General features: G+C 64.0%; 17 protein-coding genes and 2 pseudogenes. 12 read left to right on the forward strand and 7 right to left on the reverse strand.

Translation table 11 applies throughout. The features are described 5' to 3' along the window. Positions 1-81: 81 nt before the first annotated feature. Entirely contained in the window at positions 82-711 is a 630-nt protein-coding gene (locus AC0L3O_RS13410; protein ID WP_473615850.1) for a DUF1285 domain-containing protein, read from the reverse strand. A gap of 146 nt (positions 712-857) precedes the next feature. On the opposite strand from AC0L3O_RS13410, the gene AC0L3O_RS13415 reads away from it, so the two are divergent. Genes AC0L3O_RS13415 through AC0L3O_RS13430 form a run of 4 tightly spaced genes read left to right on the forward strand, consistent with a single transcriptional unit; the run spans position 858 to position 7,689 of the window. Beyond that, complete coding sequence (locus AC0L3O_RS13415; RefSeq protein WP_023799949.1) at positions 858-1,862, forward strand: AAA family ATPase; 1,005 nt, start codon at positions 858-860, stop codon at positions 1,860-1,862. Continuing rightward, complete coding sequence (locus tag AC0L3O_RS13420) at positions 1,862-2,776, forward strand: DUF58 domain-containing protein (RefSeq protein WP_473615783.1); 915 nt, start codon at positions 1,862-1,864, stop codon at positions 2,774-2,776. Before AC0L3O_RS13415 ends, AC0L3O_RS13420 begins: the two co-directional genes overlap by 1 nt. Then, positions 2,773-5,598 (forward strand): DUF4159 domain-containing protein, encoded by a 2,826-nt coding sequence (locus AC0L3O_RS13425; RefSeq protein WP_128169701.1) that lies wholly within the window; start codon positions 2,773-2,775, stop codon positions 5,596-5,598. Before AC0L3O_RS13420 ends, AC0L3O_RS13425 begins: the two co-directional genes overlap by 4 nt. A gap of 3 nt (positions 5,599-5,601) precedes the next feature. Then, positions 5,602-7,689 (forward strand): hypothetical protein, encoded by a 2,088-nt coding sequence (locus AC0L3O_RS13430; protein WP_473615785.1) that lies wholly within the window; start codon positions 5,602-5,604, stop codon positions 7,687-7,689. A 205-nt stretch (positions 7,690-7,894) separates the two neighbouring features. Here AC0L3O_RS13430 and clpS (AC0L3O_RS13435) read toward each other — a convergent pair. From clpS (AC0L3O_RS13435) to AC0L3O_RS13460, 6 genes and pseudogenes are all read right to left on the reverse strand, one after another. Continuing rightward, positions 7,895-8,011, reverse strand: a pseudogene (clpS, locus tag AC0L3O_RS13435) (ATP-dependent Clp protease adaptor ClpS); the annotation flags it as partial. A gap of 3 nt (positions 8,012-8,014) precedes the next feature. Beyond that, positions 8,015-8,661, reverse strand: a pseudogene (locus tag AC0L3O_RS13440) (VOC family protein). A gap of 195 nt (positions 8,662-8,856) precedes the next feature. After that, entirely contained in the window at positions 8,857-9,162 is a 306-nt protein-coding gene (clpS, locus tag AC0L3O_RS13445) for an ATP-dependent Clp protease adapter ClpS (protein ID WP_473535091.1), read from the reverse strand. A gap of 194 nt (positions 9,163-9,356) precedes the next feature. Next, on the reverse strand, positions 9,357-10,538 hold the full coding sequence (gene choV, locus AC0L3O_RS13450) for a choline ABC transporter ATP-binding protein (RefSeq protein WP_023799955.1): 1,182 nt from the start codon (positions 10,536-10,538) through the stop codon (positions 9,357-9,359). After that, complete coding sequence (gene choW / locus AC0L3O_RS13455) at positions 10,535-11,389, reverse strand: choline ABC transporter permease subunit (RefSeq protein ID WP_023799956.1); 855 nt, start codon at positions 11,387-11,389, stop codon at positions 10,535-10,537. Before choW ends, choV begins: the two co-directional genes overlap by 4 nt. Before the next feature lie 160 nt (positions 11,390-11,549). Further along, positions 11,550-12,497 (reverse strand): choline ABC transporter substrate-binding protein, encoded by a 948-nt coding sequence (locus AC0L3O_RS13460; protein ID WP_473615786.1) that lies wholly within the window; start codon positions 12,495-12,497, stop codon positions 11,550-11,552. A 236-nt stretch (positions 12,498-12,733) separates the two neighbouring features. On the opposite strand from AC0L3O_RS13460, the gene AC0L3O_RS13465 reads away from it, so the two are divergent. The 8 genes from AC0L3O_RS13465 to AC0L3O_RS13500 all read left to right on the forward strand — a co-directional run bounded on the left by AC0L3O_RS13465 (position 12,734) and on the right by AC0L3O_RS13500 (position 23,026). Further along, positions 12,734-13,345: a thymidine kinase gene (locus AC0L3O_RS13465; RefSeq protein WP_128169406.1), complete on the forward strand. Its 612-nt coding sequence runs from the start codon at positions 12,734-12,736 to the stop codon at positions 13,343-13,345. A gap of 222 nt (positions 13,346-13,567) precedes the next feature. Beyond that, positions 13,568-14,656 carry a hypothetical protein gene (locus AC0L3O_RS13470; protein WP_023799959.1) on the forward strand — a complete coding sequence of 363 codons (1,089 nt, stop codon included), beginning with the start codon at positions 13,568-13,570 and terminating at the stop codon, positions 14,654-14,656. 29 nt (positions 14,657-14,685) lie between these two features. Beyond that, positions 14,686-15,831, forward strand: coding sequence for a hypothetical protein (locus AC0L3O_RS13475; RefSeq protein ID WP_287227521.1), 1,146 nt, complete (start codon positions 14,686-14,688; stop codon positions 15,829-15,831). Between the two features lie 24 nt (positions 15,832-15,855). Continuing rightward, positions 15,856-17,766, forward strand: coding sequence for an AAA family ATPase (locus AC0L3O_RS13480; RefSeq protein WP_473615787.1), 1,911 nt, complete (start codon positions 15,856-15,858; stop codon positions 17,764-17,766). Positions 17,767-17,986: 220 nt separating this feature from the next. Further along, positions 17,987-19,291 carry a DUF6638 family protein gene (locus tag AC0L3O_RS13485; protein WP_287227527.1) on the forward strand — a complete coding sequence of 435 codons (1,305 nt, stop codon included), beginning with the start codon at positions 17,987-17,989 and terminating at the stop codon, positions 19,289-19,291. Between the two features lie 50 nt (positions 19,292-19,341). Then, complete coding sequence (locus AC0L3O_RS13490) at positions 19,342-20,484, forward strand: DUF2333 family protein (protein WP_473615789.1); 1,143 nt, start codon at positions 19,342-19,344, stop codon at positions 20,482-20,484. A 132-nt stretch (positions 20,485-20,616) separates the two neighbouring features. Next, the gene (locus AC0L3O_RS13495) at positions 20,617-21,039 is read left to right on the forward strand and encodes an ester cyclase (protein ID WP_473615790.1); all 423 of its coding nucleotides are present in this window, start codon (positions 20,617-20,619) and stop codon (positions 21,037-21,039) included. 307 nt (positions 21,040-21,346) lie between these two features. Further along, a complete protein-coding gene (locus AC0L3O_RS13500; protein ID WP_023799967.1) occupies positions 21,347-23,026 on the forward strand; it encodes a formate--tetrahydrofolate ligase in 1,680 nt (559 codons plus the stop codon). Positions 23,027-23,043: the final 17 nt, after the last annotated feature.

Genomic DNA, 23,043 nt, shown 5'->3' on the forward strand with positions numbered 1-23,043 from the left:
TTCATCGCGTCACCTGGTCCATCATGCCCCGGTTCATTTGGCCCCGGTCCATTTGGCCCCGGTCCATTTGGCGTCGCCCTCTCATGCGCTCAGCCGCTGCAGTTTTTCCGCCGGCATGATCGGATAGACCGCACCCTTCGAGCGGACGGCAAACATCCTTCGGCCGCCGACCTCGATCTCCTCGCCATGCTCGACCAATTCATACATGACCGGCCGCGCCAGCAGCGCCTCCAGCCGTCCGCGCACCAGCACATAGGGTTTCAGGCCGCCGGTTGCCTCCTCGTCGACAAAGCGCAGCGGATGCTCCGGCCCGGCCTCGACCACATCGCCGACATTGGTACGAAAGGTGATGACCTGGCCATCGCCGGTGCCGCAAACATCCATCTCGACGGCGATGAAGGGCGCGTCGACGACGCCGATGCCGACCCTTTCCACCGGCGTCACCAGATAGGTCCTGCCGTCTTCGTCCTTGCGCAGCACGGAGGAAAACAGCTGCACCAGCGGCATGCGGCCGATCGGCGTGCCCTGGTAGAACCAGGTGCCGTCCTGCCGGATCTCCATGTCGAGATCGCCGCAAAAGGCCGGATTCCAACGATCCACCGGCGCCGGCCCGTTGCCCGCGCGGGCGGCACGCGAGATCAGCGCCTCCAGTCCGAGCGCCGCGGTCGCGGTCGTCAAACTTCCTTCACGATCTTCGGCGCGTTCTGTCATGGTCACGAAATAGTCACTGTTGTTCCGCTTGTCAGCCTAAGTCAGTGATTTAAGTTCAAAGACAGGCGCCACGCGAGGCCGAATCGCGGCACTCTGTGGCGTCGAAGCTGCAAGCCGGTATTTCCAACGAGAAGGATCGATGCTGCATGAGCGTGATGATCAAGGAAAGCCCGATCAGCGAAGAGGACATGATCGCCCTGGCCGAGACGGCGCTGGCCGACATTTCCAGGGTTCGCGAGGGCGTCGGCCGCGTCATCTTCGGCCAGGAAAGCGTCGTCGAACGCACGCTGGTGGCGCTGCTCGCAGGCGGCCATGCGCTGCTGGTCGGCGTGCCCGGCCTCGCCAAGACCAAGCTGGTCGAGACGCTGGGCATCGTGCTCGGCCTCGATTCCCGCCGCATCCAGTTCACGCCCGACCTGATGCCGTCCGATATTCTCGGCTCCGAGGTGATGGAGCAGGACGAATTCGGCAAGCGCTCGTTCCGCTTCATCTCCGGGCCGATCTTCGCGCAACTGCTGATGGCCGACGAGATCAACCGCGCCTCGCCGCGCACCCAGTCGGCGCTGCTGCAGGCGATGCAGGAATACCACGTCACCATTGCCGGTGTCCGCCATGACCTGCCGGCGCCCTTCCACGTGCTGGCGACGCAGAACCCGCTGGAGCAGGAGGGCACCTATCCGCTGCCCGAGGCGCAGCTTGACCGTTTCCTGATGCAGGTCGACATCCTCTATCCGGAAATCGAGGCGGAGCGCCGCATCCTCCTGGAGACCACCGGCATTGAGGACGCCAAGGCGCAGAACGTGCTGCAGCCGGCGCGGCTGAAGGAGATCCAGACCCTCATTCGCCGCATGCCGGTGCCGGAAAGCGTCGTCGAGGCGATCCTCCAGTTGGTGCGCTCGGCGCGTCCCGGCCAGGGCAATGCCGAGACCGACAAGCACGTCGCCTGGGGCCCGGGCCCGCGCGCCAGCCAGTCGCTGACACTGTGCGCCCGCGCCCGCGCCCTTTATGACGGACGGCTGGCGCCGTCGATCGACGACATCAGAGCGCTGGCCGAGCCGGTGCTGCAGCACCGCATGGCGCTGACCTTTGCCGCCCGTGCCGAGGGCACGACCGTGCGCGACGTGGTGGCGAAACTGGCAAAAGGCATCTGATGGCGCGTATAGGCGAGGCCCAGGCACCGGCGGCGACGCGTGATGCGCTCGCCCGCGGCCGGTTGCGGGCATCGCTGGTGCCGGACCTGCTGGTCGAGGCGCGTCGCATCGTCAACACGGTGATCGCCGGCTGGCACGGCCGCCGCAAGCGCGGCATCGGCGAGAATTTCTGGCAGTTCCGGCCCTATGTCGAGGGCGACTCCTCGCGTATCGACTGGCGCCGCTCGGCCCGCGACGACCACATCTATGTGCGAGACCGCGAATGGGAGGCCGCCCATACGGTGTGGCTGTGGGCAGATCCCTCGCCTTCCATGCTCTACAAATCGACCGGCGCCACCGTCTCGAAGGAGTCCCGCGCGCTGGTGCTGGCGCTGGCCATGGCCGAGCTTCTGTCGCGCAGCGGCGAGCGTATCGCCTGGCCCGGGCTGACCGATCCGTTCACCGCCCGCAACGGCGCCGAGCGGATCGCAGCACAACTCAGCCATGCCGGCGAATTGCCGGCAAAGCCCGACCTGTCCGCCATCCGCCGCTTCTGCGACATCGTCGTCGTCAGCGACTTCCTCGATCCGGTCGAGGACACAATCGCCTGGCTTGACGTGCTCGCCCGCCACGGCGTGCGTGCCCATCTGATCGAGGTCGCCGACCCGGCCGAGGAGAGATTCCCCTATGCCGGCCGCACCGAATTCACCGATCCCGAGACCGGCGACAAGCTGACCGCGGGCCGCGCCGAAACGCTGGGCGACGACTACCGACTGCTTTACATCGCCCGCCGCCAGGAACTGACCGACTGGTGCAAGCGCCTCGGCTGGAGCTTTACCGTCAACCACACCGACCGCCTCGCCTCCGATGCGCTGGTGCGTGTCCACATGGCGATGACCGTCGATGGCAGCTCAGCCGGGAGGATCCGCGCATGAGCTGGCTGCCACTCTCCTTCGGGGCGCCGATGGTGCTGTGGGGCCTTCTGGCCCTGCCGGTGATCTGGTGGCTTTTGCGGTTCACCCCGCCCAAGCCGCAGACCGAGGTCTTCCCGCCGCTGAAGATCCTGGCCCGCGTGCTGAAGCGCGAGGAGACGCCGCAACAGAGCCCGTGGTGGCTGACGCTGCTCAGGCTGCTGATGGCGGCCCTTATCGTTGCGGCGCTGGCCGAACCTGTGTTCAACCCGCGTGAAAGACTGCCGGCCGAGGGCACCGCGCTTGCGCTGGTCATCGACAATGACTGGGCAAGTGCCGCCGACTGGGGCCAGCGCGTCGCCACTGCCGAACGGCTGATCGCCGATGCCAGCTCCAACGACGTGCCTGTCATCATCGCCTTCACCGCCGAAAAACCGAATGCCGAGATCGGCCCGTTCGACGCCGCCACCGCGCTCGACCGGCTGCGCGCGGCAAAGCCGCGGCCGATCCCGACCGACCGCCCGGCCGTCTATGCCCGCGTCGCGACAACCCTGGAGAGCTTGCCGGGCGCCAGCGTCGCCGTGCTCGCCGATGGTCTGGCGGCGGAAGGCGACGAGGCCGCCTTCAACACGCTTCTGTCGAAGAACGCCGCCCGTGTCGTCTGGGCCGCCTCCGACCGGCCTGGCCTGATCGGCCTGACCGGCGCCGACAACCAGGTGGACGGCTTCGAGCTGACCGCCATCCGCGCGCCGGGCGATCCGGCGCCGGCTCAGGTGACCGCCGGCGCCTTCGACGACAAGGGCCGCCGCATCGCCGACGCCACGCTGACCTTCTCGCCGGGCGAATCCACCGCCACCGGCACGATGGCGGTGCCTTTCGAGCTGCGCAACGACTTCGCCTCGATCACGCTCGACGGTCAGCGGCAGGCCGGCGCCGTTCGCGTGCTCGACGAGAGTTCCAAGCGCCGCCGCGTCGGACTGCTGTCGCAGGCCGAAGCCGACCAGGCGCAGCCGCTTCTGTCGCCGCTGTACTACATCCGCCGCGCGCTGCAGCCCTTCGCCGATCTGGCCGAGCCGTCGAGCGCCGACCTTGCCGACGCCATCCCGCAGCTCCTCGACCAGAAGCCGGCGATGATCGTCATGGCCGATGTCGGCACCATTCCGCAGCAGGTGCGGCAAAGGCTGGTCGACTGGGTCGACAATGGCGGCACGCTGGTGCGATTCGCCGGCTCGCGGCTGGTCGCCGCCGGCAATGACGACGACCTGCTGCCGGTCAGGCTGCGCACCGGCGAGCGCTCGCTCGGCGGCGCGCTGTCGTGGACGACGCCGCAGCCGGTCACCGATTTTCCGAAGACCGGCCCCTTCGCCGATCTCGCTCCACCGGCCGAGGTCACCGTCACCAGGCAGGTGCTGGCCGAGCCGACGCCCGATATCGTCGAGCGCAGCTGGGCCACGCTTGCCGACGGCACGCCACTGGTGACCGGGATGAAGAAGGGCAAAGGCACGCTTGTCCTGTTCCATGTCACGCCGGAGGCGACCTGGTCGAACCTGCCGATCTCCGGCAGTTTCGTCGAGATGCTGCGCCGCATCGTGCAACTGTCGCGCAACCAGGGTGCGGCGGTCGCCAATGCCGAAGCCGCCGCCGCCTCGCTGGCGCCCTACCGCATGATATCAGCCGATGGCACGCTGGTGCCGCCGACGCCGGATGCACGGCCGCTGGTGCCGGGTGCCGGCCCGCTGCCGGTGACGTTCGAGAATCCGCCCGGCCTGTATGGCTCCGACACCGGCGTCATCGCTCACAATCTGCTCAATGCCGAAAGCCGCTTGGCGCCGCTGGTCCGTCCTCAGATCACCGTGCCGGTCACCACCGTCCAGTACGCTTTCGACGAATCGCACAATTTGAAGGGCCCGCTGGTGGCGGCAGCTCTCCTGCTGATGGTCCTTGATACGCTGGCGGTGTTCTGGATGGGCGGCCTGTTATCGCGCCGGCCGCGCCGCGCCGGCACGGCCGCCGCAACCACCGCCGCCCTGCTGATTACGCTCGGCGCCCTGGTCGGCCACACCGACATCGCCCGCGCCGACGATGCCAAACCCGGTGATGAGCGGGCGATCGAGGACATTTCGAAAACCCGGATCGGCTATGTGCAGACCGGCGACCGGAGCGTCGATTCGATCAGCCAGGCCGGGCTGGAGGGCCTGACCCGCTTTCTGATCGAGAAGACCGCGCTTGAGCCGGGGGCGCCGGCCAGCGTCGATATCTCGAAGGACCAGCTTGCCTTCTATCCGCTGATCTACTGGCCGATCGATCCTGCCGCGCCGATGCCGAGCCAGGCCGCGATCGCCCGCGTCGACGCCTATATGCAGCAGGGCGGCACGGTGCTGTTCGACACGCGCGACCAGTTCGCCACCGGCATCGGCGCGGAGCAGGCCAGCCCGGCGACGGAGCGGCTGCGCGACATCCTCGGCAACCTCAACGTGCCGGCGCTGGAGCCGGTGCCGTCGGACCATGTGCTGACCAAATCCTTTTACATCCTGCCTGAGTTTCCCGGACGCTTCGCCGGTGGCCCGCTCTGGGTCGCGGCGTCGCTCGAAGCCAGCAACACCGAGAACCGCCCGGTACGCACCGGCGACGGCGTCTCGCCGATCATGATCACCGCCAATGATCTCGCCGGCGCCTGGGCGGTCGACGAGAATGGCGACCCGCTTTTGCCGACCGTGCCGTCGGATCCGATGCAGCGCATTTATGCGCTGCGCGGCGGCGTCAACATCATGATGTACATGCTGACCGGCAACTACAAATCCGATCAGGTGCATGTGCCGGTGCTGCTCGAACGGCTGGGGCAGTAAGCCATGAACTTGTCGCTCGCCTTCGAACCGCTCATCTCCTGGCCGCTGCTCGGCCTGGTGCTGGCGCCGCTGTTGCTGCTGGCATTGGTCGGCCTGTGGTTCCGCCAGCGCGGCGCGGTCTTCCGTTTTGCCGCCCTGCTGGCGCTGACTGCTGCCCTGCTCAACCCGGTGTTGCTCGACGAAGAGCGCGAGGCGCTGAAAAGCGTCGTCGCCGTCGTCGTCGACCGCAGCCAGAGCCAGGACATTGGCGAGCGCACCAGGCAGACCGACGAGGCGCTGGCCGGGCTTCAGCAGCGCCTCGGCCGCTTCAAGCAGTTCGACGTCCGCGTCGTCGAGGCCGGCAAGTCGGAAGCCGCCGAGGAGCGCACCGAAACGCGGCTTTTCGGGGCACTTGAGAGCGCTTTCCGCGACGTGCCGCCTTCGCGCATCGGCGGCGCCATCATGATCACCGACGGCGAGGTGCATGACGCCCCAGGCGGAACGCCCGACTTCAACGCCCCGCTGCACGCGCTAATCACCGGCAACGACCAGGAAAAGGATCGCCGCATCCGCTTCGAGAATGCGCCGCGCTTCGGTCTGGTCGGCAAGCCGCTCGAAATGACCTATCGCGTCATCGGTACCAACAACGAGGCCGGCTCGGTCGATGTGCGCGTCTCGGTCAATGGCGAGCAGGTCTCGGTCGAGCGCGCCACCATCGGCCAGGCCATGCCGCTGCAGGTGACCATTCCCGGCGCCGGCCGCAACATCGTCGAACTCGCCATCGATCCCGAGCCCGACGAACTCACCGACACCAACAACCGCGCCATCGCGCTGATCGACGGCATCCGCGAGAATTTGCGCGTGCTGCTGGTCTCCGGCGAACCGCATGCCGGCGAACGCACCTGGCGCAACCTTCTGAAATCCGACGCCTCGGTCGATCTTGTCCACTTCACCATTCTGCGGCCGCCGGAAAAGCAGGACGGCACGCCGATCAACGAATTGTCGCTGATCGCCTTCCCGACGCGCGAACTGTTCGTCGAGAAGATCAAGGATTTCGACCTGATCATCTTCGACCGCTACCAGCACCGCGACGTGCTGCCGGTCCTCTATTACGACTACATCGCCGAATATGTTGAAAAGGGCGGCGCGCTGCTGATCGCGGCAGGACCCGAATATGCCAGCGAAAGTTCCATCGCCCGCACGCCTTTGATGTCGGCGCTGCCGGCGATGCCGACCGGCGAAGTCGTCGAAAAGGCCTTTTATCCGCGCCTCACCGAGCTCGGCCAGCGCCATCCGGTGACGCGCGGGCTTGACGGCTCCGCCACCGAGCCGCCGCACTGGAGCCGCTGGTTCCGCACCATCGGCGTCGAGAACCCCGGGGGCGAGGCGGTAATGAAGGGCGCCGACAACCGTCCGCTGCTGCTGCTCGACCGCAAGGGTGAAGGCCGCGTCGGCATGTTTTTGTCCGACCAGGGCTGGTTGTGGGCGCGCGGCTTCGAGGGCGGCGGCCCGCATGTCCAGCTCTATCGCCGCATCGCCCACTGGCTGATGAAGGAGCCCGAACTCGAGGAGGAGCGGCTGACTGCCGACGGCCGCGGCATGATGCTGGAAATCCGCCGCCAGACGATGAGCGACGATCCCGGCCCGGCGCAGATCATCACCCCGTCCGGCAAGGCGATGACCGTCAAGCTCGAGAGAGCCGAACCCGGCGTCTTCCTCGGCAGCATCGAGACCAGCGAGATCGGCCTCTATCAGGTCGGCAATGGCGACCTGAAAGCGCTTGCCCATGTCGGCCCGGTCAACGCACCGGAATTCACCGACGTCGTCTCCACCGAGAACCGGCTGAGAGCGCCGGCCGAGGCCACCGGCGGCAGCGTGCGCCGCCTGGCGCAATCGTCGACCCTTGGCAATCTCGCCGGCGGCGTGACGCTGCCGTCGGTCGTCCCGGTCCGCTCCACGGGCGCGGCGGCCGGCAACGACTGGATCGGCCTGCGCACCACCGACGACAGTGTGCTGAAGGCCGTCTCGCGCGTGCCGCTGTTCGGCGGGTTCCTCGGCCTCGGCCTGCTGCTGCTGGCATTGGGCTCGATGTGGTACCGCGAGGGGCGGTAGCGACGCCGATTTTCCTTCTCCCCTTGTGGGAGAAGGTGGCCGAGCCCACGGGTCTTGCCTCCGGCAAGCCCGAGGACAGGCTCCGCTCGGTCGGATGAGGGGTGTTCCAGCTTGGCAGCGACGGCACTCCGTCCAGCACCCCTCAACCGTCTTGGCGCTGCGCGCCAATCCACCTTCTCCCACAGGGGGAAGGGAAGCGGGCGCGCTACTCCTCCGGTTCCGTCGTGAACATCAGCGGGTAGCCCTTGGCCTTGCCGGCATCGGTCGCCCGAGTCGCCTTGGTCTCGGCGACGTCCCTTGTGAAGACGGCGACGACGCAGACGGCTCAGTCGCCGGGGCCAGCAAACAAAATGAGATTTCCGTCTGGATCCATAACAATGAAGTTTCTGGCACCCCAGGGTTCTTTCCTGAGGACTTAGTGAAAGGGCACCCCTGCGGCCTGAAAATTCAGAAAGAGCTGTTTAATCTCGTCTGCAGTATCGACTGTGATCCCGGCGGAGAGCAGGTGTTCACGTTGCCGTATATCGCCAACGAACACAGGTTCGCAAACCAGCCTCAGCGCGAGTTGCGCATTGTCACGTGTCACCTGTCCGTAAAATGCCGGGTCGCCGTAAACAAAGTCGACTCCGAAGCCGAGCTTGGTGGTGAAGAATTCGAACGACGCTTTGATGTCGGTGACGAACAACTGCGCTGAGGTTGAACTCAGAACGGGTGCAGGTACGGTCTGTTTTTTCTGATCTGTCATGGCTGGGGCTCCTGTCTTGAGCGCCTGCCATCCCTCGAACCCCGATTGACGCGCGATCAGTTCCTGCGCGTCGCTGAGCTTGAAATTTGCTTCCAGTACCTGATTGTCATCGAGATGCTGGAAGCGTGGCAACGCAGCCCTGATCTCGGCTGCGACCGGATAGTACCGTTCGCGGTGCCACCGCAATATTGCTTGGCCTGCTTTTTGAGGTTTTCGAGATTCGGCATGGGCGCAACTGTGGTTACAGTATAGGCGGGCATTGCCCTTTCGACGTTACACCGATGCGCCCTACGCAGCGCTGCGAACGTGCCTCGGCGATGAGCAGTTGTCAGTCACCGCACTCCGTCCAGTACCCTCAACCGTCTTGGCGCTGCACGCCAATCCACCTTCTCCCGCAGCAAGGGGAGGAGGGGAAGCCGGCACTACTCCTCCGGTTCCGTCGTGAACATCAGCGGGTAGCCCTTGGCCTTGCCGGCATCGGTCGCCCGTGTCGCCTTGGTCTCGGCGACGTCCCTGGTGAAGACGGCGACGACGCAGACGCCGCGCTGGTGCGCGGTGATCATCACCCGCCGAGCCAGGTCCTCGCTCAGCTTGAACTCGCCCTTGAGCACCGTCACCACGAACTCGCGCGGCGTGAAATCGTCATTAAGGAGGATGACCTTGTAGAGCTTCGGCCGTTCGATCTTCGGCTTCGTCTTGGTGCGGGGTTTGGTGACGATCTCAGGCATCGGAACCGGCAACTGCGCGCAAGAATTTCGCTTTTATCCTGACATGAACGAAAGCAATCGTCCATTTTGAACCGCCCGCAAACCGCCTTCCTGGCGGGGCGCCGCCGTTCACAAGTCCATGCCTTATGTGGGACCGCCGCTAAGCCGCGCAGAGACCGCGAAGAAACGATACGGGCCGTTTCGTTTAGAAATAGCTACCGCCGCAACACCGCCGACAACACATCCCTGATGCCGATGGCGCCGACGAAGCGCGACTGGTCGTCGAACAGCGCCACCGGTGCGGTCTGCGAGCGGTGCATGGCCAGCATCACCGTCTTCAGCGAGGTGCCGGGATTGGCCCAGAATACCTGCGTCGTCTCCTCCGGCTGCGCCTCGACATCGGCGCACGACACCCAGAACGCCGGCTTGCCATCGCGCTCGGCCGCCGCCACCAGCCCGTGCTCATCGATCTTGAAACGCGTCGTCTTGCGGCGGTCGAGCCACACCCAGCCGTCCTCGCCGTGGTCGAGATCACGGCGGTCGCGCATCACGTTCCAGGCAGTCAGCACCGAGAGCGGATTCACATTGGCGATGAAGTCGCGGACATAGTCGTTGGCGGGGCGCAGCACGATGTCTTCCGGCGCGCCGGTCTGCACGATGCGCCCGCCTTCCATGATGGTGATGTGGCTGCCGATCTTCAGCGCCTCCTCGAGATCGTGGCTGACGAAGACGATGGTCTTCTTCAGCTCGGCCTGAAGCTGCAGCAATTCGTCCTGCAGCTTGGTCCGGATCAGCGGGTCGAGCGCCGAGAACGGCTCGTCCATCAGCAGGATCGGCGCTTCGGTGGCAAACGCGCGCGCCAGCCCGACGCGCTGCTGCATGCCGCCGGAAAGCTCGTGGGCGTATTTCGACGCCCACTGGTCGAGGCCGACGAGCTTCAACTGGCGGTCGACGCGCGCCTTGCGCTCGGCTTCGGGCACGCCGGAAAGCTCGAGCCCAAAGCCGACATTTTCCGCGACGGTGCGCCAGGGCAGAAGGCCGAACTGCTGAAACACCATGGCGACCCGCGTCTGTCGGATGTGGCGCAGCGTGGCGGCGTCGCAGGTTGCGACATCGACCATGCGGTCGCCGTCCTTGACCATGACGTTGCCGCGCGCCGGCACGTTGAGCAGGTTGACGGCGCGCAGCAGCGTCGATTTGCCGGAGCCGGAGAGGCCCATCAGGACGGAAATCTCGCCCTCGTTGACGGTCAAATTGGCACCGGCGCAGCCGAGCACGGCGCCGGTCTTCTCCAAAATTTCCTGACGCGTTGCGCCCCTGTCGACGAGCGCCAGCGCTTCCTTGCGCGCCGCGCCGAAGACGATGTCGACATTCTTGAAATCGACCGCAGCGCTCATTTGGCGGCTCCCGTGCCGATGCGGCTGATGCGGTCGAGGATGATGGCGAGCACGACGATGGCGAGGCCGGCTTCGAGGCCGAGCGGGATGTTGACCGAGTTCAGCGCGCGCACCACCGGCTTGCCCAGGCCGTTGGCGCCGATGAGCGCAGCGATCACCACCATGGAGAGGCAGAGCATGATGCACTGCGTCAGGCCCGCCATGATGGTCGGCAGCGCCGCCGGCAGCTCGACTTTCCACAGCAGCTGGCGTTTCGTCGCGCCGAAGGCTTCGCCGGCCTCGATCATCGGTTTCGGCACCGAGGTGATGCCGAGATGCGTCAGGCGGATCGGCGCGGGAGCGGCGAAGATGACGGTGACGATGAGGCCGGGTGCGATGCCGAGGCCGAAGAGAATGAGCACCGGGATCAGGTAGACGAAGGTCGGCATGGTCTGCATCAGGTCGAGGACCGGCTGGAGATAGCGGTAGCCGCGCTCGTTATGCGCCGCCCAGATGCCGATCGGCACGCCGATGGCCATCGAGGCCGCAGCGGCGCCCACGACCAACACCAGCGTCTCGACGGTTTCCTGCCAGAGATCCTGGTTGACGATGAAGAGCAGGCCGAGCGCGACGGCAAGCGCCAGCTTCCATGATTTCTGCAGGTACCAGGCAAGCCCGGCTATGGCGGCGACCAGGAGGACCGGGGGGACGAGCAGCAAAAGATCGACGAGCCCGTCGAGAACGACGGTGAGCCCGTCGGCGATACTGTCGAAAAACCACTCGAAATTGGTGGTCAGAAAGTCGAAGAAGGTCTTGCCCCACCGCCCGATCGGGATCTTGAAGCTCGAAATCAGTTGCGAAACCGGATCCATGGCAAATGTCCCCTCATTCTTCTTCACCTCTCCCCTGACGGGGTGGGCCGAACCGCGCAGCCGAGCCGGGTGGGATGGTCACGGTTATGCTCCGTTCCGAACCATCCCAACCGCGGCGCGTGCCGCGCCGAACCTCCCACACGGGGGAGGTGTAAGTTTGCTACGAACCCAGTGCGGTTTTCACCGCGGCCGCGGCGTCGCCGCCGTCGAAGGTCGTCACGCCGGCGAGCCATGGCGTCATCGCGTCCGGATTGGCCTTGAGCCATTCGGTGGCCGCGGCTTTCGGGTCGGCGCCGTCATTGAGGATCGCACCCATGATCTCGTTTTCCATCTTGAGCGAGAACACCATGTTCTTGAGCAGCGCGCCGACGTTCGGGCATTCGGTGGTGTAGCCGGCCCGGACATTGGTGGCGACGGTCGCGCCGCCGAAATTCGGGCCGAACACCTCGTCGCCACCCGACAGATAGGCCATCTTGATGTTGGCGTTCATCGGATGCGGCTCCCAGCCGAGGAAGACCACGTCTTCGCCCGATGCGGCCGCCTTCTGCACCGCCGACAGCATGCCGGCTTCGGAGCTTTCGACAAGCTCGAAATCCTTCAGGCCGAACTTGTCGGCGGCGATCATGTCGAGGATCAGGCGGTTGCCGTCATTGCCGGCTTCGATGCCGTAAATCTTGCCGTCGAGCTTGTCCTTGAATTTGGCGATATCGGTGAAATCCTTCAGACCGGCATCATAGGTGTGCTGTGGAACGGCGAGCGTATATTTCGCGCCTTCCAGGTTGGTCACGACCGTCTCGACCGACTTGTCTTCGAGATAGGGTTTTATGTCGGCTTCCATGGTCGGCATCCAATTGCCAAGGAAGACGTCGACGTCCTTGTTCTTCAGCGAGGTGTAGGTGACCGGAACCGACAGCACCTGCACGTCGGGCTCGTAGCCGAGCGCTTCGAGGATGACGCTGGCGGTAGCGGTGGTGGCGGTGATGTCGGTCCAGCCGACATCGGCAAAACGCACCGGCTTGCAGCTTTCCGGCTCGGCGGCGAGTGCACCGCTCGCCGAAAGAAATGCCGCCAGACCGAAGCCGGCGGCGAGTAGTTTCATACGCGACATCTGTATTCTCCCATTGTGATCTGTCGGCGAAGCGAAATTGCGGATTTGTCTCCGCCTTGTTTCGTCAGCCAAACACCATTCTGGTGCGGTTTCAAGCGATAAGACAATCGCGATCAACGGCGCGGGCTGGCCGACCAGCGACAGATTCGCCGCTTTTCCGGTGGCCAGGCGCTTTTCCGGTGGAACGTCGGGACGCCCCCTCCCCGCGTTGGGACAACTCGGCTTAAAGAGGCGGCATGGCCAAGCTGTACTTCCACTATGCGACGATGAATGCCGGCAAGACGACGATGCTGCTGCAGGCCTCCTACAATTACCGCGAGCGCGGCATGATGACGATGCTGTTCGTCGCCGGCCACTACCGCAAGGGCGACACCGGGCTGATCTCGTCGCGCATCGGCCTGGAGGCGGAGGCTGAGATGTTCCGCGACGGCGACGACCTGTTCGCCAGGGTCGCCGAGCATCACGACCACACGACCGTGCATTGCGTCTTCGTCGACGAGGCGCAGTTCCTCGAAGAGGAGCAGGCGTGGCAGCTTGCCCGCATCGCCGACCGGCTGGACATCCCGGTGATGTGCTACGGCCTGCGCACGGATTTCCAGGGCAAGCTGTTTTCCGGCTCGCGCGCGCTCCTGGCGATAGCAGACGATCTGCGCGAGGTGCGCACCATCTGCCGCTGCGGCCGCAAGGCGACGATGGTCGTGCGCCTCGGCGCGGACGGCAAGGTGGCGAGACAGGGCGAACAGGTGGCGATCGGCAAGGATGTTTATGTCTCGCTCTGCCGCCGCCATTGGGAAGAGGAAATGGGCCGCGCCGCGCCCGACGATTTCATCGGCTTCACCAAGGCCTGAGCAGCGCCGTCGGCGACGCTGCCGATCTCCCCCCTTGCGGGCCCTTGCGGGGGAGATCGGGTGCGGCTTCGGCTTTTCGCCAATCACCAGCGGTGGAAGGCAGGCCGATGGGGTCGGGTTTTGTTTGAGGTATCGCGGCATCTTCCGCCTTTCCTTCCCCCCTTGCCATACATATATTCGCGGCGTTCGCGACACGAACAATTGCCGAAGCGGGAGGCTCCTATGGCGACATTGCAGAATTTCGATGCCGAAATTGCCAAGACCAATCAGGTCGTGCAGGACATGCGCACCAAGATCGAGCAGTCCGGCGCCGTGCTCGACACGCTCGCCAGGACCGACAGGAAGATCGGCGACGCCAATTTCGACCTCGAGAATGCCCGCATCGAGGATGTGCTGAAGCAGCAGAAGGTGATGGAAGGCAACATCGCCGACCTGATCATCGGGCTGGAGGACGCCACCAACGTCTTCGGCGCCGAATTCGAGAGCATGAAGAACTACACCGGCTGGGAAAGCTTCGTCGGCATATTTTCCGACCAGAGCAAGCAGCGCATGCGCACCGACCGCGTCCGCAACATGTCGCTGGCCGGCAATCTGCAGGAGCTTCTGGCGAAATCCGACACCATCGTCGGCATCCTCAAGGCGCAGAAGCAGATCCTCGACCAGCGTTACAAGACCTCCGAGGCCAGCCTGTCGCAGGTGATCGAGCGCCGCAAGGCAACCATGTCGAATCTCGAGACCGTGCAAAAGCGCATCGAGGAGCTCAATCCGATGCTGCTCGACATCGAGAACAAGATCGCCGCCTCGACCAGCCAGAAGGAGCGCACCGAGCTTGAGGGCGAGCGTTCGAAACTGGCAACCGAGTACAACGAGAAGCAGGCCAAGGAGCAGGAACTGCTGGCCGAAAGCCAGACGCTGGAGCGCTACACCTCGATGTTCCAGACCTTCGTCGATTCGCTCAACAACCAGATCGCGGCGCAGTCGACGCTGATCAACAAGCTGACCATCGATACCGAGCAGCGCATCGTGCTCTACAAGGCCCTGGAAGATTCGCTGAAGACCGCCGCCCAGCAGGACGTCGCTCACAAGATCAACACGCTGGGCAGCCAGGTCGACAACACCGCCGAGGAAACCATGGCCGGCATCGGCGCGGCCTCGCAGAAGCACATTGGCGATCTCCTCGAAATGCACGAGAAGAACATGGTGGCGACCGCCGACATCCAGCGCCGCAAGAAGCTGGCCGACGATGCCTTTGCCCGCCGCTTCGACGACGTGCTGAAAAAGCACAATGCGGCAAACTACGTGCAGTCGTAATTGCTGCATATCTCCCAAGGGCTGGCTGCATGACCCCCGAAAACGAAGCCGCAACGCGGTATTTCTCGGCGATCACCGCGGCACTCAGCGGCCTCGAAGTGTTCATGCGCGACGATCGCTCGCCGCTCTACCGGCACGGCATCGTCGCCAAGATCGTCGCCGAATACATTGCGCGGCTCGACAACTCGTTTTCCTGCTGGCGCAACCGGCTGGGCTTCATGGAGACATTCCGCATCTCGCGCGCCGAAAGCGGCTTTCCGGTCTTCCAGAACGTGCTCGAACTTGAAAACGACCGCCGCCAGGCCAATACGCGTCTCGCCAACATACCGCTGGCCGACGAGTTGCGCGAGGAAATGGCCGACTTCATCCTGCGCCACAAGGAATTCCCCGAGGCGCTGCAGAAGTCGATGGCCGAGCGGCTCTATCTGGAAGGCGTCAGGAGCGAGACGACCTTCGGGCCGTTCACCTTGGCGCAGACGGCAAAAGTCTCGGTCAATCCGAAGACCAGGCGGCCTTACTACCTCGCCCATTGGGCAGCCTTCGACGGCAGCGCCAACCTGCCGCTGGTCTACATGGTGACGGTCGAGGATTCCTCCGAAGAGATGATCGGGCAGCTTGTCGACCGAAATGGCAAGCTCAACGAAAAGGTCGACATTCCGCTTCCGGTTGAAGGACTGCTCAATCCCGAGCTTGCCCACCGCTTCGACGACTTCACCGAGAAGAACTCCGCCTATACTCTGTCGCCGGCTACGATCGCGGTCAACCTCGACAAGGATTTCGAGCAACTCCACCCCAAGCAGCTGCGCCGCGTCGTGCTCGGGCCTTTCTATTCGGCCGGGATCACCGACAACAATTCGACGGTGACCGACATTCTGGACAAGGTGCGCAAGCCGGAAAACGCCTGGCTGCTGACCTGGACCATCCAGGAGGTTTATTCGAAATCCGAAAAGCCAGGTCGCAAGGGGTTGTTTTCGAGCGAGAAGGCGACGCAGGAATTCTTCATCGACACCGACGATCTGGAGGCGGCGCGACAAGGCGTGTCGAGCTACGAGAAGCACGCGCTGATCCCGCATGAGGCCTATCAGGCGCTCTACGCCGCCGGCGAGGCGCAGAAGATCTTTTCCGGCTACAAGGTCCACATCCTGTCCAAAGGACAGGTCATCAGTGACGTCTGACAGTCAAACCGCGGAGCATCCTTCATGGACACCGGCCTGACCACGATTTCGGAAGCGGCAATCGAAAAGCACCGCGCCACCGCGCAGAGCTTCATCACCCGCATCGTCGTGCTGGAGGACCCGTCGCGGGAATCCGGTACCGCACTGGCCGGCACCAACCGCCGCTTCGTCTCGACCGTCTCGGTCGGCTCGGTGCGCCGCACGCGCGAGGTCGAGCTTTCCAAGACCGTCGCCGCCGTCCATCCCGACGACCAGCTGCTGAGCATTGCACAGCACATGCTGCTTTATCGCACCCGGCGCGGGCTGGCGATCGCACTGGCCATCGCCGATGTCTTCGCCGAAGGCTCAGATCTCGAGAGCCTGAAGGCGAAAAACGCCCGCGCGCCGCTCGAAGGCGACGAGGCCGCCGCCTTCAAGAAGCTGCTGTCGGCCTCGGCCTATATTTCGGCCTTCAGCCTCGCCTCCTATCTGTTCCAGCTGATCGACAGCGACGGCGAGGCGCCGAACGACACGCCCGAGCCGGACTTTTTGTTCGACACGCCGCAGGACGCGGTGAAATCGATCGTAGCCGGCCTCGACAGGGCAATAGCAGGCGCGAAGGACGACGCCGATCTGATGACCCGGGCGCGCGCATTCGCCCGTGTCGTCATCGACGGGCTTTTGGCGCGAAAGGGCCGCTTCGACGGCATTGGTCCGTTTGAGAATGCGCATATCCGCATCGACGTCGACGACTTCACCCTCGACGGCTTCGACGTCGCGCCGGGCAAGCGGTCGAAGCCGCTGGTGATGACCTTCAAGAAGCCGGAAGAGGTCGTCGGCAACCACATCGCCAAATACCAGTCGGTCAAGCTCGCCAAGATGCTGATGGCATACGATTTCGAGCGCGAGCTGAACCCGTTTGTCGAGCTCGGCGGCTTCCTGTTCACCTTCATCGGCGACGGCGCGCCCGGCACCGGCAAGACGACGCTGATCCAGATGATCGCCGGTCTCGTCAACGGCTACTGCCAGGTCGCCGGCTATCCCTTCGCCTACGAGAATTTCGGCGTCGACCAGATCTCCTCCTACCAGGGCAAGTCGGGCCAGAACTGCCGCCAGTTCATCAACAATGTGCTGAACTCGCGCGTCATCGGCTTCGGCACCATCGACGATATCGACCAGGTGGCGGCCCGCCGCTCCGACGATCGCGCCTCGGCCGGCCAGCAGGAAATCACCGGCGTCCTGATGGACGCATTCGGGGGTGCGGCCACGGTGGTGCGCGGCAACTGCTCCTTCGGCATGTTCTCCAACTATCCCGAAAACGTCGACGACGCGCTGCGCCAACGCGCCGGCGCCCGCTGGCTGGTCGATGGGCCCCAAACGCGCGACGACTATATCGACATCTTCGTGCTGCTCGCCGGCAAGAACCACAAGATCCCGCTCGGCGACCACAAGCTCTATGCCGCCCAAGAAATCCAGCGCGCGGTGATGGAGGCCTATGAAGAGCACGAGAAGCCCAGGGAAGACGGGCTGATGAAGGTCTATGAGCGCTACATGAAGGAGAACGGCGCGCCGAAGTCGATGGCCGACATCGGCACCTATCTGCACATGATCAAGGAGGCCGAGCCGCGCTTCACCGGCCGCGCCATCAAGAATGTCACCGATGCGATCAAGATGCGCGCCATGGACATCGAGTTGCCGGACGAATGGTTCGAGAGGCCTGAAGTCTTCATGCACAAGAGCTACGACGACAAGAAGGCGATGATCGAGGAACTGCGCGGCCCGTTCTCGATGGACATGGTCATGCAGGAGGTCAACCGCTACGCCGACTCGGAGTTCCGCTATTCCGACAAGTCAGACGACGCCGCAGTGACCAAGATGATCCGCGACACCCGCCTGCGCGACCGCGCGGTCCGCGAGATCGAGGAGCTGAAGAAGAAGGGCCTGTGGAATGCGTGAGACGCGCCGACGCTCCCTTCTCCCCTTGTGGGAGAAGGTGTCGCCGAAGGCGACGGATGAGGGGTGCTCCAGCTTGGCGCCGATGGCGCTCCGTCCAGCACCCCTCATCTGTCTCGGCGCTGCGCGCCGATCCACCTTCTCCCACAAGGGGAGAAGGGATGCCCGCGCCCCTCATCCGCCCTTCGGGCACCTTCTCCCCGTGAACGGGGAGAAGAGATAGATGAGCCCCGCCAGGAAGTCCGACCTTTTGCGCGAGAACGAGCTGATCTATGGCCGGCTGCTGACCATCGACGAGCCACATCTGATCCAGCGCTACAACAAGGCTTTGGTCGCCTTCGGCCTGAAGCCGACGAAGCTGAAGAGCTTCGAGATCGACCGCACCGGCTTCTCGCCGCAAGTGGCCGAGGAATGCGGCGACTACAGCTACCTCGATCCCAACGAGATCAATCGCCGCTTCATCCTCCTGACGCCGTCGCAGGTCGACCTGCCGGTGGTCCACACCGCCTTTTCCAACACCTCGCAGCTGATGTTCGAGTTCATGTCGACGAACCAGCGCGCCATCGACGCGCTGACCATCAAGGATGTCATCTACGGCGAGATCGAGGATTCGGTCCCCAAGGTCGACGACATCGAGGACCTGCTGTCGATCAACCAAGTCGAGTTCAAGGTGCTGTCGGCGGAGGACGTGCTCGGCAAAGCCGCCGAACTCGGCAAGCTCGTCGACCGGTTGAAGCAGGAGCCGGACGCCTGGCGCGACAGCGCCATGCTCACCCGCATGGTCGAGCTTGCCAAGATCTGCGGCGACATCCGCGAGAACGCGCTGGTGCCGGATCAGGTGATCTTTCGCCACAGCGCCTATTGGACCAGCCATTTCGGCGGGCTCTATGTGTTCATCGACCCCGACATGACGACGGTGATCAGCGACCCGGCAGCACCCGGCTTCCGCCGCTCGCGGCCGTGGCAGGTGAGCTACCTCTCGATCAATGATGCCGACAGGGTGTTCAAGTTCCTTGCCGCGACCGGCCGCATCGAACTGCCGCGGGCCTCGTGGATCGAAACATCAGGCTATCTCGAGCACCGCGCCGAAATGGTGGTGCGGGCGCTGATCCGCGACGCCGAGCCCGACCGCAACCTGACCGACGTCGACAAGGTCTGGCTGCAGACCTGGATCCACAGCCATGCCGACCTGATCACCAGGGACGGAAATTTTCCCTTTCTCAACGCCGCCAAGCGCGAGATCGCTCACCTCGGCTATCTCAAGATCGAGGACGTGTTCCCGCAGCAGCGTTTCCTGACGATCCGGGCCAAGCCCGGACATCCCGACGCCTGGCTGACCAACCAGTTGATCTCGGATTTCGTGCCGCAGGACTTCGTCTCGCGCTACGTCTTCAACAAACCGGGTTTTTACAGGGACTATGACGGCTTCAGCGACGCTTGGCGATCGCATGTTGTGGACGTTCTGAAAACCACATATCTGAAAGACAAGGTGGCGTTTCGCACACGCCTCTACGGCCTTACCGATTGAATGCCTAACCTTATCGAATACTTGGCTGACTGACGAGGGGTGACATCGCCATGCTTGATCCGATCGTGAACTTCTTCACACGGATGTTCCAGTGGATCGGCCGCGGCATCGGCTTCGCCGTCGGCGTGATCCTGTGGCCGTTCCTGTGGGCCGGGCGCTGGTATACGCAGCGCGGCTGGATCCTGAAGGCGGTGCTCGGCCTCGCTCTGCTCATGCTGATCGGCCTCTACGGCTATTTCATCTGGAACACGCAGGTCTGGAGCAATTTCAATCCCGCCTATGCGGAAGCATATAGGTTCACGCAGCCGGCCGGAACCACGCCGGCACAGCCCGCTCCTTCCGCCACCGGGGAAACCGCTGGCGTCGAGGGAGAGGTCAAGACCTGCACCCACTCGGCCATTGTCCAGGTTACGGCCGATCTCATCGATTTCAACGTCAACAAGAATGCCTGGATCTCGTCGATGATACTCTACAAGCTCGGGCTCTTCGGCATGGACTGGGACCGCACGCCGTTTCTCGACAACAAGGCCTCCTTCCAGCGCGGGGTCAATCAGGCCATCCGGCGCACCACGGTCGAGCTTGTCGACACGCTGGGCCGCGTCCGCGGCACCAGCCAGATCGACCAGAACCTGCAGGATGCGCGCGGCGCGATCACCTTCGACGAGGAAACCTGGTACTTCGGCCTCAGGCCCTTTGGTCCGAAAACCCCGACGCCGAGTTTCTATCGCACGGCGGCGAGCAGCCTTCGCGCCTTCAACGACCGGCTCATGAAATGCGAGGTTGTCTTCAACGCGCGCGCCGACAATCTGTTGCAGTTCGTCGACCGGATCGCGAGTGACATAGGCTCGACGTCGGACCTGATCCGCGACCGCTCGCAGAACTTCCACAGTGGCTGGTTCGACACGCGCGCTGACGACCGCTTCTGGTTCGCCTACGGCCAGCTCTACGGCTATTACGGCATCCTGACGGCGGCGCATCACGATTTTCAGCAGATCCTCGACAATCGCGGCCTCACGCCGCTGTGGAACAGCGTGGAAGGCCAGCTCAAGGCAGCGCTCGCCATCCAGCCTCTGATAATCTCCAACGGCCGCGAGGATGGCTGGATCATGCCCACCCACCTCACCACGATGGGTTTTTATGTGCTTAGGGTTCGATCGAACCTCGTCGAGGTCAGGTCCGTCCTGGATCGGTGAAGCAAGCGATTGGTGAAAGACGCCTTGGCTTGAATCACCGCTGGCCCTGGTCGAGATCGGCAACGTCCTGTCGCAGCAGTTCGGCTGCGCATCTCCGGGAGCGGAACCTGATCGTCTCGCCGTCGTTCAACCGTGGGCGGCAGCCAGCGAGGACACGCGATGGATATCCGCGAAATTGCTCGAAATCTCTATGCCACGATCGATGCGCGGGACTGGGATAGACTGGCCGGTCTGGTCTCTCCGGATCTCGCCGTTCACCTCGCCAGCGCCAATCCGATCGGCTTTGATGACTGGCGAAAATCCCTGACCGAATTCTTTGTTGGTTTCCCGGACGGCCATCACGTCATCGACGACTTTGTCAGCGATGCCGACAAGGTGGTCACGCGCGGTCGCTTTCAGGGCACGCACACCGGCATCTTCCACGGCGTCGCACCGAGCGGAAACTGCGTCTCGGTTGGTGCGATTAACATTGATCGCGTCGAGAACGGCATCGTGGTCGAACATTTCGGCCAGCTTGACGGCTTGGGGCTGATGCACCAGATCGGCGCATTCTAACGCCACCGCTCGAAGCGCCGACCGGCGCTCGGACCCTGTCGCATTCCGTGCATTCCGCGGCTGTTTTGAGACGGCAGGACGGCGCGTGCTCTGGCTTCTATACGGCGCGACAACCCGCGAAGATCCGGGTCAGGTCGACCAGGAGCCGTCTTTCTCTAGAGGAAACATAGTTGCATGCAAGTTGACGCCACGGCAGCGACAGGGCTAGAACGTGCCCTCGCCTGCAGTACCGGGCTGTTTCGAACAGGCTTGCGACCACACTGATCAAACCCGTCCCCTCCACCGTCCAATCCAGAGGAAAGCCGCCATGGCCGAAGTGAAGTCCGACATCGAGATCGCGCGCGCCGCCGACAAGAAGCAGATCCAGGCGATCGGCCAGAAGATCGGCATTCCAAGCGAGCATCTTTTGCCTTACGGCCACGACAAGGCGAAGATCTCGGCCGAGTTCATCAAGTCGGTGAAGGCAAACAAGGACGGCAAGCTGATCCTCGTCACCGCCATCAACCCGACGCCGGCCGGCGAAGGCAAGACGACGACGACGGTGGGCCTCGGCGACGGTCTCAACCGCATCGGCAAGAAGGCCATCGTCTGCATCCGCGAGGCCTCGCTCGGGCCGAATTTCGGCGTCAAGGGCGGCGCTGCCGGCGGCGGCTATGCGCAGGTCGTGCCGATGGAGGACATGAACCTCCACTTCACCGGCGATTTCCATGCCATCACCACGGCGCATAATTTGCTTTCGGCGCTGATCGACAACCACATCTACTGGGGCAACGAACTCGGCATCGACATCCGCCGCGTCGTCTGGCGCCGCGTCATGGACATGAACGACCGCGCACTGCGCGAGATCATTTGCTCGCTCGGCGGCGTCGCCAACGGTTTTCCGCGCGAGGGCGGCTTTGACATCACCGTCGCCTCGGAGGTCATGGCGATCCTGTGCCTCGCCACCGACCTGAAGGATTTGGAAAAGCGCCTCGGCGACATCATCGTCGCCTATCGCCGCGACAAGTCGGCCGTCTATGCCCGCGACCTCAAGGCCGACGGCGCCATGGCCGTGCTGCTCAAGGACGCCATGCAGCCCAACCTCGTGCAGACGCTGGAGAACAACCCGGCCTTCGTCCATGGCGGCCCCTTCGCCAACATCGCGCACGGCTGCAACTCGGTCGTCGCCACCACGACGGCGCTGAAACTTGCCGACTATGTCGTCACCGAAGCCGGTTTCGGCGCCGATCTCGGAGCCGAAAAATTCTTCGACATCAAGTGCCGCAAGGCCGGCCTGAAGCCGGCGGCCACGGTCATCGTCGCCACCGTGCGCGCCATGAAGATGAATGGCGGCGTCAAGAAGGAAGACCTCGGCAAGGAGAACGTCGAGGCGGTCAAGAAGGGCTGCGCCAATCTCGGCCGTCACATCGAGAATGTCAGGCAGTTCGGCGTGCCTGCCGTGGTCGCCATCAACCATTTCTATTCCGACACCGACGCTGAAATCAGGGCGATGAAGGACTACGTCGCGTCGATGGGCGAAGAGGCGATCCTGTGCAAGCACTGGGCCCACGGCTCGGCCGGCATCGAGGAACTCGCCAACAAGGTGGTGACGCTGGCCGAATCCGGCTCCTCGCAGTTTGCGCCGCTCTATCCCGACGCCATGCCGCTGTTCGAGAAGATCAACACCATCGTCCAGCGCATCTATCGCGGATCCGAAGCGATCGCCGACAAGTCGGTGCGCGACCAGCTCCACGCCTGGGAGCACGCCGGCTACGGCAACCTGCCGGTTTGCATGGCCAAGACGCAATATTCGTTTTCGACCGATCCGAACCTGCGCGGCGCGCCGACCGGCCACACCGTGCCGGTGCGCGAGGTCAGGCTGTCTGCCGGCGCCGGCTTCATCGTCGTCATCTGCGGCGAGGTCATGACCATGCCCGGCCTGCCCAAGGCGCCGTCCTCGGAGAAGATATTCCTGAACGAGATGGGCCAGATCGAAGGCCTGTTCTGAGAATTTTGAAGGCCGGA

It is taken from the genome of Mesorhizobium sp. WSM4810, assembly GCF_055811235.1.